At 56.4% G+C, this 13,520-nt stretch carries 9 protein-coding genes; 5 read left to right on the top strand and 4 right to left on the bottom strand.

The window, feature by feature from the left end; all coding sequences use genetic code 11:
- Positions 1–121: 121 nt before the first annotated feature.
- Both K3169_RS27250 and bfr read left to right on the top strand, forming a co-directional pair.
- Positions 122–1,570 (top strand): catalase, encoded by a 1,449-nt coding sequence (locus K3169_RS27250; RefSeq protein ID WP_231666943.1) that lies wholly within the window; start codon positions 122–124, stop codon positions 1,568–1,570.
- A gap of 154 nt (positions 1,571–1,724) precedes the next feature.
- Positions 1,725–2,189 (top strand): bacterioferritin, encoded by a 465-nt coding sequence (bfr, locus tag K3169_RS27245; RefSeq protein ID WP_027898312.1) that lies wholly within the window; start codon positions 1,725–1,727, stop codon positions 2,187–2,189.
- Positions 2,190–2,271: 82 nt separating this feature from the next.
- On the opposite strand, the gene uvrA is transcribed toward bfr, so the two are convergent.
- Positions 2,272–5,106, bottom strand: a complete 2,835-nt coding sequence (uvrA, locus tag K3169_RS27240; RefSeq protein WP_099268178.1) for an excinuclease ABC subunit UvrA — start codon at positions 5,104–5,106, stop codon at positions 2,272–2,274.
- Between the two features lie 191 nt (positions 5,107–5,297).
- Here uvrA and K3169_RS27235 point away from each other — a divergent pair, with 191 nt between their 5' ends.
- Together K3169_RS27235 and K3169_RS27230 are read left to right on the top strand one after the other, a co-directional pair.
- On the top strand, positions 5,298–6,692 hold the full coding sequence (locus K3169_RS27235) for an MFS transporter (protein WP_027898314.1): 1,395 nt from the start codon (positions 5,298–5,300) through the stop codon (positions 6,690–6,692).
- Between the two features lie 9 nt (positions 6,693–6,701).
- Positions 6,702–7,238 carry a single-stranded DNA-binding protein gene (locus tag K3169_RS27230; protein WP_027898315.1) on the top strand — a complete coding sequence of 179 codons (537 nt, stop codon included), beginning with the start codon at positions 6,702–6,704 and terminating at the stop codon, positions 7,236–7,238.
- A 214-nt stretch (positions 7,239–7,452) separates the two neighbouring features.
- Here K3169_RS27230 and K3169_RS27225 read toward each other — a convergent pair whose 3' ends face one another.
- From K3169_RS27225 to K3169_RS27215, 3 genes are read right to left on the bottom strand one after another with little or no spacing between them, the layout of a single operon-like run.
- Positions 7,453–7,932: a nuclear transport factor 2 family protein gene (locus K3169_RS27225; protein ID WP_263269021.1), complete on the bottom strand. Its 480-nt coding sequence runs from the start codon at positions 7,930–7,932 to the stop codon at positions 7,453–7,455.
- A gap of 29 nt (positions 7,933–7,961) precedes the next feature.
- Complete coding sequence (locus tag K3169_RS27220; RefSeq protein WP_099268180.1) at positions 7,962–8,555, bottom strand: TetR/AcrR family transcriptional regulator; 594 nt, start codon at positions 8,553–8,555, stop codon at positions 7,962–7,964.
- A 44-nt stretch (positions 8,556–8,599) separates the two neighbouring features.
- Positions 8,600–10,951, bottom strand: coding sequence for an FdhF/YdeP family oxidoreductase (locus K3169_RS27215; RefSeq protein WP_263269020.1), 2,352 nt, complete (start codon positions 10,949–10,951; stop codon positions 8,600–8,602).
- A gap of 229 nt (positions 10,952–11,180) precedes the next feature.
- Between K3169_RS27215 and K3169_RS27210 the strand changes: the two genes are divergently transcribed.
- Positions 11,181–13,319, top strand: coding sequence for a mechanosensitive ion channel family protein (locus K3169_RS27210; RefSeq protein WP_317633769.1), 2,139 nt, complete (start codon positions 11,181–11,183; stop codon positions 13,317–13,319).
- Positions 13,320–13,520 lie beyond the last annotated feature (201 nt).

Genomic DNA, 13,520 nt, shown 5'->3' with positions numbered 1-13,520 from the left:
TGGTTTCGTATTGTCTATGGCTATCGAAGACTAAGATTTAATAAATTTCGCTGTGTAACAGAAGTGGACAATAATCCCTGCCATGCCGATTAGCCGGTCGTTTATGCCAGAGGAATTATTAATGAGCCAACCCAAGACTCTCACCACCGCCAGCGGCGCACCTGTAGCTGATAACCAGAATTCCCGTTCCGCTGGTCCTCGTGGCCCGTTACTGCTTGATGATTTTCATCTGATTGAGAAGCTTGCCCACTTCAATCGTGAAAACATCCCTGAGCGTCGTGTGCACGCGAAAGGTTCTGGCGCTCACGGCACCTTTACTCTCACCCGCGATATCACCCAATACACCAGTGCTAATCTGTTCAATACCGTGGGTAAACAGACCCCGATTTTTCTGCGCTTCTCTACTGTCGGTGGTGAACGTGGTTCTGCTGACACTGAGCGCGATCCTCGCGGCTTCGCACTGAAGTTCTACACAGAAGAAGGTAACTGGGACATCGTTGGCAACAACACACCGGTTTTCTTTATCCGTGACCCGCTGAAATTCCCGGACTTTATCCACACGCAAAAACGCCAGCCGCAGACCAACCTGAAGAATGCGCAAATGATGTGGGACTTCTGGTCTCATTCCCCTGAGGCGCTGCACCAGGTCACCATCCTGTTTTCGGATCGCGGTATCCCGGATGGTTATCGCCACATGCACGGCTTCGGTAGCCACACTTACAGCCTGATCAGCGCTGCTGGTGAGCGTCACTGGGTTAAATGGCACTACAAGACCCAGCAAGGCATCAAGAACCTTACGCCTGCCGATGCTGCGCGCATTGCGGGAACGGATCCTGATTACGCTCAACGTGACTTGTTCACCGCCATTGAAAAAGGCGACTTCCCGAAGTGGACCGTCTGCATTCAATTGATGACCGAAGCTCAAGCGGCAGCCCATCACGAGAATCCTTTCGACGTGACCAAAACCTGGTCGCAGAAAGAGTACCCCCTGATTGAAGTCGGTGAGATTGAGCTCAATCGCAATCCGCTTAACTATTTTGCTGAAGTTGAGCAAGCGGCATTTGGTCCAAGCAACATGGTTCCGGGTGTAGGACTGTCTCCGGATCGCATGCTGCAAGGGCGCGTTTTCGCATACGCCGATGCGCACCGCTACCGGGTGGGCACCAATCACCAGCACTTGCCAATCAACGCACCCCGGAATCCGGTTCATAGCTACCAGCGTGATGGTGCGATGGCTTTCGGTACTAACGGTGGTTCAGGGCCTAACTACGAGCCTAACAGCTACTCAGATGCACCGAAGCAGGCCCCGCATTATGCTGAGCCATCGCTGGCCCTTAGCGGCGCAGCTGATCGTTATGATCATCGTGAAGATGGCGATTACTACAGCCAGGCGGGTAAGTTGTTCAACCTGATGAGTGCCGACCAGAAAGCACTGCTGATCAACAATATTGCGGGCACGATGGCCGATGTTTCCAGCGATGTGGTGCAGCGTCAGTTGCAGCATTTCTGCAAAGCCGATGCTGCTTACGGCGAGGGTATTGCGAAAGCGTTGGGCGTATCGCTGATGTAAGTCTAAGTGATAAACGGAACCGCCCTCATTTGGGCGGTTTTTCGTATCTGATCACCGATTTTTCGCTGCTTTTTGTCGATTTTTATCACTTTGGACAGTGACCTTCGCAAGCGGTTGGTTCAGACTATGCACTTTCAGGCAGGAGACGTGGGCGATGCTAGGCCACCCGGAAGTAATCGATTATCTCAATACGCTGCTGGTGGGCGAATTGGCAGCGCGTGACCAATATTTCGTTCATTCGCGTATGTACGAAGACTGGGGCTTCACCAAGCTCTACGAGCGTATCAATCACGAGATGGAAGAAGAGGCACAGCACGCCGATGCTCTGATGCGTCGTATATTGATGCTCGAAGGCACTCCGCGCATGCGTCCGGATGATCTGGATGTCGGTACTACGGTCCCAGAGATGTTCGCTGCTGATCTGCGTCTTGAGTACAAGGTCCGTGCTGCGCTGTGCAAGGGCATTGAGCTCTGCGAGCTGCACAAGGATTACGTAACGCGTGAAATCCTCCGTGTTCAGTTGAACGATACCGAAGAAGATCACACCTACTGGCTCGAAAAGCAGTTGGGTCTGATCAAGACCATCGGTCTGGAAAACTACCTGCAGTCGCAATTCTGATTTCGTAGCCAGACAAGCCGCATAAAAAAGCCCCTGCACTTTTACGTGACAGGGGCTTTTTGATTCTAGCGGCCTGACAATGTCAGGCTTTGTCCCTGAGCAGCAGAGGCTTGAGATAGTGACCTGTGTAGGATTGCTCCATTTCAGACACCTGCTCCGGCGTACCTACGGCAATGATCTGTCCGCCTTTGGAGCCGCCTTCCGGACCAAGGTCCACAAGCCAGTCGGCAGTCTTGATCACATCAAGGTTGTGCTCGATGACCACCACGGTATTACCGTGGTCGCGTAAACGATGCAGAACGTCCAGCAGTTGTTGGATATCTGCGAAGTGCAGGCCTGTGGTCGGCTCATCAAGGATATACAGCGTTTTGCCGGTATCGCGCTTGGACAGCTCGCGAGACAGCTTCACCCGTTGAGCTTCGCCGCCAGACAACGTAGTCGCAGATTGACCCAGCTTGATGTAAGACAGGCCCACATCCATCAGGGTCTGTAGCTTGCGCGCCAGCGCTGGAACCGCATCGAAGAACTCGCGTGCTTCTTCGATGGTCATTTCAAGCACTTCGTGAATGCTCTTGCCCTTGTATTTGATCTCAAGGGTTTCGCGGTTGTAGCGCTTGCTCTTGCACACATCGCACGGTACGTAGATATCCGGCAGGAAGTGCATCTCGACCTTGATCAGGCCATCACCCTGACACGCCTCGCAGCGGCCGCCCTTGACGTTGAAAGAGAAACGCCCTGGTCCGTATCCGCGGGAGCGCGACTCAGGCACCCCGGAGAACAGCTCGCGAATCGGCGTGAACAGACCAGTGTAAGTTGCCGGGTTGGAGCGAGGGGTACGACCAATCGGGCTTTGATCGATGTCCACGACCTTGTCCAGATGTTCCAGGCCTTTGATGCTGTCGTGGGTCGCAGCTTCCAGCGTCGTGGCGCCGTTCAGTGCGGTTGCACTGAGCGGGAACAGCGTGTTGTTGATCAGCGTCGATTTGCCCGAACCTGAAACACCGGTCACGCAGGTCAGCAAGCCAATGGGGATTTCCAGATCAACGTTGCGCAAGTTGTTGCCGCGAGCACCCTTGAGGGTCAGTGACAGCTTCTTATTGCGGGGTGTGCGTTTGGCCGGGACGGCGATCTTCACCCGACCTGACAGGTACTTGCCCGTGAGCGAGTCAGGGTGCGCCATGACCTCGTCCGGCGTTCCCTCGGCGACAATGTGCCCGCCATGCACGCCAGCGCCCGGGCCGATGTCGACCACATAGTCTGCAAGGCGAATCGCATCTTCATCGTGCTCGACCACGATCACCGTGTTGCCGATGTCACGCAGGTGCTTGAGGGTGCCCAGCAACCGGTCATTGTCCCGCTGGTGCAGGCCAATCGAGGGTTCGTCGAGGATGTACATGACACCGACGAGACCCGCACCAATCTGGCTGGCGAGCCGGATACGCTGCGCTTCACCGCCCGAGAGCGTGTCAGCGCTGCGATCCAGCGTCAGGTAATCAAGACCGACGTTGACGAGGAACTCGAGACGCTCGCGAATCTCCTTAAGAATCTTGTCAGCGATTTCACCACGACGTCCTGTCAGCTTCAGCTCACCGAAATAGTCGGTCGCATCACCGATTGGCATGTTCGTAACGGCAGGCAGTGTCTTCTCGCCAACCCAAACGTGACGAGCCTCGCGACGCAGGCGTGTACCGCGGCAATCCGGGCAGGGCTGCGTGCCGAGAAACTTGGCCAGCTCTTCGCGCACAGTCGCCGATTCGGTCTCCCGGTAGCGACGCTCCAGGTTGGGCACGATGCCTTCGAACGGGTGGGCGCGTTTGACGATGTCACCGCGATCGTTCAAATAGCGGAAGTCGACATTCTGCGAGCCGCTGCCATTGAGCAAGGTTTTCTGAATATCACCTGGCAGTTCCTTGAACGGTACTTCCAGGCTGAAATCGTAGTGCTTGGCCAGCGAACCGAGCATCTGGAAGTAATACACGTTGCGCCTGTCCCAGCCGCGTATAGCGCCTTCAGCCAGCGTTAGCTCTGCGTTTACCAGACGCTTGATGTCGAAAAACTGCTTAACGCCCAAGCCATCGCACGTTGGACATGCGCCGGCCGGGTTGTTGAAGGAAAACAGTTTGGGTTCCAGCTCGCTGATCGCGTGGCCGCAGATGGGACAGGCGAAGCGGGCAGAGAAAATCATCTCTTCCCCGGGCTCGTCATCCATTGGCGCAACCCAGGCGATACCGTCAGCCAATTTCAGCGCTGTCTCAAAAGACTCCGCCAAACGCTGTTGCAGGTCGGCACGCACCTTGAAACGGTCGACAACCACATCGATGGAATGCTTCTTCTGCTTATCAAGCTTTGGCAGCTCATCGAGTTCGCACAGACGGCCATCTACCCGGGCGCGGACGAAGCCTTGTGCGCGCAGCTCTTCGAACACTGACAAGTGCTCGCCCTTGCGCTCACGGATCACCGGGGCCAGCAGCATCAATTTGCTGCCCTCAGGTTGCGCCATTACCAGGTCAACCATCTGGCTGACGGTTTGCGCTTCCAGCGGAATGTCGTGATCCGGGCAGCGAGGCTGACCAACGCGAGCATAAAGCAGGCGCAGGTAGTCGTAGATCTCGGTGATCGTGCCCACGGTCGAACGCGGGTTGTGTGAAGTCGATTTCTGCTCGATGGAAATGGCCGGCGACAGGCCTTCGATGGTATCGACGTCCGGCTTTTCCATCATGGAAAGGAATTGCCGGGCATACGCGGAAAGCGATTCGACATAGCGCCGTTGCCCTTCGGCGTACAGGGTGTCGAATGCCAGCGATGACTTGCCAGAACCGGAAAGCCCGGTAATGACGATCAGCTTGTCGCGTGGCAGGGTCAGGTCAATGTTCTTCAGGTTGTGGGTTCGAGCCCCACGAATCAGGATCTTGTCCAAAATGGCCTCGCACGGCGGGCGTCGAAAACGTAGGAGTATACGGAAAAAACACTGGATGGATGCACACTATATGAATAGCTGTCTTAGCCGTAAATGAAGACTGTGTCATCTAGGCGTGTCATAGCGTCGCGATATACCCCGTCAATCGATGGGACTGGTAGAATCGCCGCCGGTTCACACGAGGTTTTTCCATGCACGATCCCCACAGCGAGAGAATGAGCGGCGGCGAGACCCGCGCAGCAGGCGGTCTTGCGCTGGTATTTGCGTTTCGCATGCTTGGCATGTTCATGGTCCTGCCTGTGCTTGCGACCTATGGCATGGACCTGGCGGGAGCCAGCCCGGCGTTGATCGGTCTCGCAATCGGCGCTTATGGCCTGACCCAGGCGTTCCTGCAGATTCCCTTCGGGATTATTTCCGACCGTATCGGACGGCGTCCGGTTATCTATTTCGGCTTGATCATTTTCGCCTTGGGCAGCGTCCTGGCAGCGAGTGCAGATTCGATCTGGGGCATCATTGCCGGACGTATTCTGCAGGGTGCCGGTGCCATCTCCGCAGCGGTCATGGCCTTGCTCTCGGATCTGACCCGGGAGCAGCATCGCACCAAGGCAATGGCCATGATCGGCATGACTATTGGTCTTTCGTTTGCGATCGCCATGGTGGTCGGCCCGATCCTGACCAGCGCCTTTGGCTTGTCCGGTCTGTTTCTCGCAACCGGTGCGATGGCCTTGGTGGGGATTTTCATTGTCGCGTTCGTGGTGCCGAAAAATACCGTCACCTTGCAGCACCGCGAATCGGGAGTAGCACGCCAGGCTTTAGGGCCGACCTTGCGTCATCCTGATCTTCTTCGACTGGATTTGGGTATCTTCGTGTTGCACGCGATGCTCATGTCAAGCTTTGTGGCCTTGCCGCTGGCACTGGTGACAAAAGCCGGTTTGCCCAAAGAAGAGCACTGGTGGGTCTATCTCACGGCACTGTTGATTTCATTTTTCGCAATGATCCCATTCATTATTTATGGTGAGAAAAAGCGTCAGATGAAGCGTGTGCTCATCGGTGCAGTCACCGTATTGATGCTCACTGAACTATTCTTCTGGGAGTTTGGGAACACGTTACGAGCACTGGTCATCGGGACAGTGGTATTCTTCGTCGCGTTCAACCTGCTGGAAGCGTCTTTGCCGTCATTGATCAGCAAAGTCTCACCGGCTGGCGGAAAAGGTACGGCGATGGGGGTTTATTCCACCAGCCAGTTCCTTGGTTCGGCCGCAGGTGGGATACTCGGCGGCTGGTTGTTCCAGCATGGCGGGCTCGACGTGGTGTTCCTTGGCGGGGCTGCGATGGCCGCCATCTGGCTAGCGGTTGCAGTAACCATGCGTGAACCGCCTTACGTGACGAGCCTGCGTCTGCCCTTGTCGCCTGAAGCCCTGCGTGATGCGGGCCTGGCGGACAGACTCAAGGCCGTGGAAGGCGTAACGGATGCAGTGGTGGTTGCCGAAGAGGCTGCCATCTATATCAAATTGGATACAAAACTATTGGATCGCGCGTCTCTGGAACGGATGGTCAACCCAGCGACCCAAGCGTGCGAAGCCTAGGAGAACGTTATGGCCCGTGGGGTTAACAAAGTTATATTGGTCGGCACATGCGGCCAGGATCCCGAAGTTCGCTACCTGCCTAACGGTAATGCCGTGACCAACCTGAGTCTGGCGACCAGCGAACAGTGGACTGACAAACAGACCGGTCAGAAAGTCGAAAAGACTGAATGGCACCGTGTGTCGATGTTCGGCAAAGTCGCCGAAATCGCTGGCGAATACCTGCGCAAGGGTTCCCAGGTCTACATCGAAGGCAAGCTGCAGACCCGCGAGTGGGAAAAAGACGGTATCAAGCGTTATACGACTGAAATCGTCGTCGACATGCAAGGCACCATGCAGCTGCTGGGCGGCCGTCCACAAAACGACGGCGCTCCTCAAGGGCAAGGTGGCGGCAATTATCAGAATTCCGCTCCACGTCCTCAGCAGTCGCGTCCACAGCAGTCCGCGCCGCAGCAACAGCCACAGCGCGAATCCCGTCCGGCTCCTCAGCAACAAGCGCCACAGCCGGCCGCCGATTTCGACAGCTTTGATGACGATATTCCGTTCTAACCAATTCGCTTCATCCGGCTAAACGAAAAAGCCCGCAGCGTTCATTCGCTGCGGGCTTTTTGTTGGGCGTGCGTATGACAGATTCGACCTTGTAGGAGCTGCCGAAGGCTGCGATTGCGGTGTCTCAGGATAACGGCTTCGCAGCCTTCGGCAGCTCCACAGGTCCAATGTTTGCGTAGAGTCAGCGCGGTGCCATGGGCAACGGAGCTTTCTGTTACAACCCCAACTCAGACAACCCCGGATGATCATCCGGACGCCGACCCAGCGGCCAGTGGAACTTGCGCTCCGACTCTTTGATCGGCATGTCGTTGATGCAGGCGAAGCGGTTGGCCATCAAGCCATTCGCGTCGAACTCCCAGTTTTCGTTGCCGTATGAGCGGAACCAGTTGCCCGAGTCATCGTGCCATTCGTAGGCGTAGCGCACGGCGATACGGTTATCGGTGAAGGCCCATAATTCTTTGATCAGCCGGTAGTCCAGCTCCTTCGCCCATTTGCGAGTCAGGAAGGCTTTGGCTTCGTCCCGGTTAGTCGCGAACTCTGTGCGGTTGCGCCATTTAGTATCCAGTGTGTAGGCCAATGCGACTTTTTCGGGATCGCGACCATTCCAGCCATCTTCGGCCAGGCGGACTTTCTGGGTTGCAGACTCCCGGGTGAAGGGCGGCAAAGGCGGGCGGGTTTCAGTGCTGGGTGACATGGCAAAACCTCTGGACGGATAGTGGGGGATCAGCTTGCAGTGGGCGCAGGCTTTTTCGTTAAGGCATTCAAGAGCAATTGCGCCATGTCGCGGGCGCTGTCGGCGGCATTGTGGTCACCCATGACCAAGGCAAGGGTGATGGCGCCGTCGATCAGGATCAGCAGTTGTTTGGCCAGCACATCGGGCTGTTCGATGTTCAATTGCTGGCAGAGCTCCAGTGCGTAATCAAAAAGCTTCTGTTTGTGGGCTTTTGCCAACTGACGGATTGGATCTTCCGCGTCCCCGATCTCACCTGCCGTATTGATAAATGCGCAGCCACGAAAGCCTTCTGATTCAAACCAGCCTTTGAGCACGGTGAACATTTCGAGAATGCGCGCTTCAGGGCTCGTAGCCTTGTCGGTCTCAGTACGAAACCAATGCATCCAGCGAACATCGCGCGCGCTAAGCGCGTTCACGGCCACGTCTTCCTTGGTCGCGTAATATCGGTAGATGCTTTTGCGTGCCACGCCGGAAGTACGTACCAGCAAGTCCATGCCCATGGCATGAATCCCGTTGGTGTAGATCAGTTGCTCGGCGGTTTGCAGGATTTTGTCCTGCACAGCGGTGGTCGATGTCTTGTTCATGGCCGAAGGGTAGAACGATCGTTCTACCCTGTCAAACGTATCGCTTAAACCACCTGATCCGTTTTCGGGATCGCCCGTTTGCGTTGTACAGAGTCTGGCTCTGCACGGATAAGGGTGATTGGGATGGATTTGGCGGCGGGGACCTTGCTACGTTCCGCGTAGTGCCAAAGCGGCACTAACGGATTACATTCCGGGTAATACGCCGCGCTGCAGCCTTCGGGAATGTCATAGGCAATGATTTGCATTGGCCCGGCTTCTCGCGGTGTTTCCGGTTCCACCGCTGTCTTTAGCAAAACCCAGTCACCGGCGGTAAAGCCGAGCCGTACGATGTCGTTACGATTCATGAAAATCACCGAACGTGTACCGCTGACGCCCCGAAAGCGATCTTCATACCCATAGATCGTGGTGTTGAATTGATCATTGCTGCGTAGCGTCATCAGTTGCAGAACATCATGGCAATCAGATCCCGGGCTGACGTCACTGTCTTCATCAAGGGATTGTGGAGTGATGAAATGGGCACGCCCGCTCTCGGTTTTCCATTCACGCTGAATGGCCGGGATGGGTTTGTGAAAACCACCGGTTTGCCACATCCGGGTTTCCATATCATGAAAAATTTCCGGGTATACGGTCGCGATGGCCTGGCGAATCTTGCTGTAGTCACTGCGCCAGGCATCCCAGTCTATGTGCTCGGTTCCCGTCAGTGTCGCCTCGGCCAGGCCCGCAATGATCGCGGTCTCGGCGCGCAATTGTTCGCTCGCCGGTTCGCTGGTGCCTTTCCAGCCATGAATGCAGCCAGTGCTGTCTTCGGTGCTGTAGCTTTGTGCGTGACCGTTCTGGCGGTCGATTTCAATCTTGCCGAGGCACGGTAGCAGCCAAGTGTTTTTCGCCGTAACCAGATGGGTGCGGTTGAGCTTGGTGGCAATTTGTACGCTCAGTTGCAGATTTTTCCAGGCAGGTTCCATGCGTGAGGTATCGGGAATCGCCCGGAGAAAATTACCGCCCAGACCGATGAAGCCGCGCACGCTGCCGTCAACGATGCCTTCGCAGGTTTCCACGGTCGCACGCCCTTTGTTTTTCGGGACCTGAAACCCGAACAACGTCTCAATGTTATCCACAGGCACCTTGCCTGGGTCCTCAGTGATGCCGACGGTCCGCTGACCTTGCACGTTGGAATGACCGCGCACCGGGCAGATACCAGCACCGGGCTTGCCGATGTTACCGCGCAGCATCAGCAGGTTGACCAACATCTGTACGGCTTCAACCCCTTTACGGTGTTGAGTGATGCCCATGCCGTAAACAACGATGGTCCGCTCGCTGGCGGCATAGACTGTCGCCGCCGCCTCCATGGCCTCACGAGTGAGCCCTGAGCGCTCCTTCAGGGTGTCCCATCCGCAGTTACGTACCGCATTGATAAAGTCGGCGAAGCCTTCGGTATGTTGGCCGATGAACGTTTGATCAATCACTGGAGGCTCGCCCTTGATCAGTGCGGTCTTATCGATTTCCAGCAATGCCTTGGCTATGCCCATGACGGCTGCAATGTCACCGCCTATCGCTACCTGATGGTATTGGGTGCTGATCACTGTCGAGTCCGGACCGAGCATCTGGACAGGTGATTGTGGATTGACGAAGCGTTCCAGTCCTCGTTCCCGGATGGGGTTGAACGTGATGATCGGCACATTTCGACTGCGTGCCTCTTGCAGATCATGAAGCATGCGCGGGCTGTTGCTACCTACATTCTGCCCAAAGAAAAAGATGCAATCGGTCTGCTTGAAGTCCTCAAGCGTCACAGTGCCTACGGGGACGCCAATGCTTTCCTGCAATCCCACCGAGGTGCTTTCGTGGCACATGTTGGAGCTGTCTGGCAGGTTATTTGTCCCGTAAGCTCTGGCGAAGAGCTGGTACATGAAGGAGGTCTCAAGGGAGGCGCGTCCTGAGGCATAAAACGCGACGCTGTCCGGATCCAGGTTTTTCAGCTGCGCGCCTATCTCGAGATAAGCCTGCTCCCAAGTGGTTTCGCGGTAATGGTCAGTTTTGGGGTCGTAGCGCATCGGGTGGGTCAGGCGGCCATTCTGCTCGAGGTCGTAATCGGGCAATTGCAGCAGCTCTGTGACTGAGTGGTGGGCAAAGAACTCAGGGCCGGTTTTCAGCGAGGTCAATTCCCAGGCTGTGGCTTTCGCTCCGTTTTCGCAGAACTCCAGCGCGTGAGGTTTGCCGGGTTTGGCCCACGCACAGCTGACACAGGCGAAGCCACCTGACTTGTTTTGCCGGGTCAGTGCCCCCGTCGCTTTGAGCAGTGTCTGTTCACGCCAGAGAATACGCATGACCGACATGGCGGAGCCCCAACCGCCTGCTGCCATTTTGTAAGGTTTATAGCGTGTCCGGGGATGAATGAGCATCAGGGTTTCCTCTTGCCGAACAGCCGCGCTGAACGTCTTATGCAACTCTGACGTGGGGGCCTATGGAAGGTTCGCTGTGCTTTCTCCAGTGGTTGTCATGGGATTGACAGGCGAAAACCGAACTTGTCCGCCGTATATGAATCAGTTCCTATTGCCTGACAGGCAGAGCCCTGACCATCGAGGAGTGCCCCGCGTTTTGTTGAACTTCAAGTCCATCGTCCTGCTTTGCATGCTGCTCGTTGCTGGCAGCTTCAACGTGCAGGCTGCCGAGCAAGCGGCTGCCGCTCCTGCTGCGTCTGCAGATGCCGCACCTGATACTCCCGAAACGCCTGCTGCACCGGAAATTCTTGTGCAGGGCGGTCTGCTTGGCGTGATCAGCTCCAGCATTGATGATGTGCAGGAAACCCTGTCGCTGGATGGCCGACTGCTCGACAGCTGGCGCCTGCGCGCAGACCGGGCGGCCGATGAGCTCGACAAGCTGGTCAACAAGCCGACCTCGCGTTCCAAGTGGGGCGTTGTCGGCGACTTCCTGATGCTCTCGGTGGTATGGATCGGCGCTTTCGCAGCATTGACCACGCTCGGCAGTTTGGTCGCCATGCGTCTCAGCCGCCGCCCGTTCTTCCAGGTACGTGAACGCAGTCAGGCGTTGCTTGGCTATGTATTGCCCTACACCTTGCCCGCGTTGATCAGCTTGCCGCTCACGCTATATGCCAGTCACTTCCTGACGGCTTCGGTAGGGCGCGCCTTGGCGCTGTGTCTGGCTTACTCCACCAGTAGCGGCATTGTCTCCACGTCAGTGTTGTTGTGCGTGATCGTCATGTTCAACTACGGGCACAAGCGTGCCGCAGTGCGAATGATTCGTCGCTTCAGCCCCAAGCCGCTGTTTGTCATCGGTTTCATGGCGGCCCTTAGCGACGCCTTGACCAGCCCGCAGATCGCTCGCCAGATAGGCAACAACGTCACTACCAGCGTTGCGGTGTTTACCGGTCTCTTTGCGTCAGTCGTGTTCTGCATGTTGGTAATCAAAGTGCGTCGTCCGATCGCGCATCTCATACGCAATCGCTCGCTAAGCAGTCGCCTGGCACGACCCGCGCTGCAAGAGTCCCTGAAGGTGTTCTCAAACCTTTGGTATCTGCCGATTCTGCTGATGATTCTGGTTTCCGCAGTGAATCTGATCGGTGCGGGGGAAGACAGTCAGAAGGCTTTGCGTTGCGCGTTGTTCACAACGGTATTGCTGATTGCTACGGTGTTTTTGAGTACGGTTTTCCAGCACCTGTTCAAACCCACGACGGTTGAAGGGCGTGGTGGGCATATCTACAAGGCGCGGTTGCTGAATCTGGCTCACGGGCTGACGCGGATTGTTCTGGCGGTCGCGTTTATCGAGATCCTCGGTCAGATCTGGGGTTTTTCGCTGTTCGAGTTTGCCCAGAGCAACAGCCTGGGCCGAGCCATCGGTGAATCGCTGAGCAGCATTGGCCTGATCTTCATGGTCACCTGGATGCTATGGGTGGTGCTCGACACCGCGATTCAGGAAGCACTGAAAGCGCCGCTCAATCATCGCTCGTCTCGTCAGCCGAGTACGCGAATCAAGACAATTCTGCCGTTGCTGCGTAATGCGATAAAAATCATTCTGGTGGTGATCTGCGCCATCACCACCATGGCCAACCTTGGCATCAACGTCGCGCCACTGCTGGCGGGTGCGGGGGTGGTCGGCCTGGCGATTGGTTTTGGCTCTCAGCAATTGGTGCAGGATGTCATCACCGGTCTGTTCATCATCATTGAAGACACCTTCTCCATTGGCGACTGGGTGGTACTCAGCACCGGCCATTCGGGAACGGTTGAAAGCCTGACTATTCGCACCGTGCGTCTGCGTGACGGCAAAGGCTTTGTACACTCGGTGCCGTTCGGCCAGATCAAGGCAGTGACTAACCAGTCCCGGCAATTTGCATACGCGTTCTTCTCGGTGCAGTTCACCTACGATTCCGACATCGACAGCGCGCTGTCCCTGATTCGTGAAGCCGGCCAGTCGATTAGCGAAGACATACTGCTCAAGAGCAATCTGCAAGGGCCGCTGGAAGTTTTCGGTGTGGATCGCATGGACCTCAACGGCGTGGTGCTCACGGCGCAGTTCCGGACCTCTTCAGGCGGGCAGTACAGCGTGGGCCGTGCGTTCAACGAGCGTTTGAAAAAGCTTGTGGATAAATCCGATGACGTTCGCTTCGCGCAAACGTATCCACAGACGGTGATCAGCCCGAATGCGGGGCATGTGCAGCAGCTTTCTGTCGACAGAGATGCGCAGCCGGCGTCAGGTAAAGGCAATGTGGTGAACGTTGATGGCTCGGAGAGCCCGCCGGTGAAACCCGGCTGACCCCTGACTTGTGTGAGCAGCCCAGGTGTTCATCACACCGCGCTGTCTCGCGCCAAACAGTGGACCTGTAGGAGCGCACGAGCACCGCGAGGTCGCGATGGCGGTTTGCCTGATACACCGCCATCGCTGCCTCGCGGTGCTCGTGAGCTCCTACAAACGGATAACCCTGTAGGAGCCAACTTGTTGGCGATACGTCGGACC

It is taken from the genome of Pseudomonas phytophila (assembly GCF_025643095.1).
GTDB classification, from domain to species: Bacteria; Pseudomonadota; Gammaproteobacteria; order Pseudomonadales; family Pseudomonadaceae; genus Aquipseudomonas; species Aquipseudomonas quasicaspiana.
Note: the sequence above shows the minus strand (reverse complement) of the source record. Positions and strands in the feature narration are given on the sequence as shown.

Excerpts from the sequence above, each read along its gene's own strand:
- K3169_RS27250 (WP_231666943.1), top strand. The coding sequence starts at position 122 with ATGAGCCAACCCAAGACTCTCACCACCGCCAGCGGCGCACCTGTAGCT.
- bfr (WP_027898312.1), top strand. The coding sequence starts at position 1,725 with ATGCTAGGCCACCCGGAAGTAATCGATTATCTCAATACGCTGCTGGTG.
- K3169_RS27235 (WP_027898314.1), top strand. The coding sequence starts at position 5,298 with ATGCACGATCCCCACAGCGAGAGAATGAGCGGCGGCGAGACCCGCGCA.
- K3169_RS27230 (WP_027898315.1), top strand. The coding sequence starts at position 6,702 with ATGGCCCGTGGGGTTAACAAAGTTATATTGGTCGGCACATGCGGCCAG.
- K3169_RS27225 (WP_263269021.1), bottom strand. The coding sequence starts at position 7,932 with ATGTCACCCAGCACTGAAACCCGCCCGCCTTTGCCGCCCTTCACCCGG.
- K3169_RS27220 (WP_099268180.1), bottom strand. The coding sequence starts at position 8,555 with ATGAACAAGACATCGACCACCGCTGTGCAGGACAAAATCCTGCAAACC.
- K3169_RS27215 (WP_263269020.1), bottom strand. The coding sequence starts at position 10,951 with ATGCTCATTCATCCCCGGACACGCTATAAACCTTACAAAATGGCAGCA.
- K3169_RS27210 (WP_317633769.1), top strand. The coding sequence starts at position 11,181 with ATGCTGCTCGTTGCTGGCAGCTTCAACGTGCAGGCTGCCGAGCAAGCG.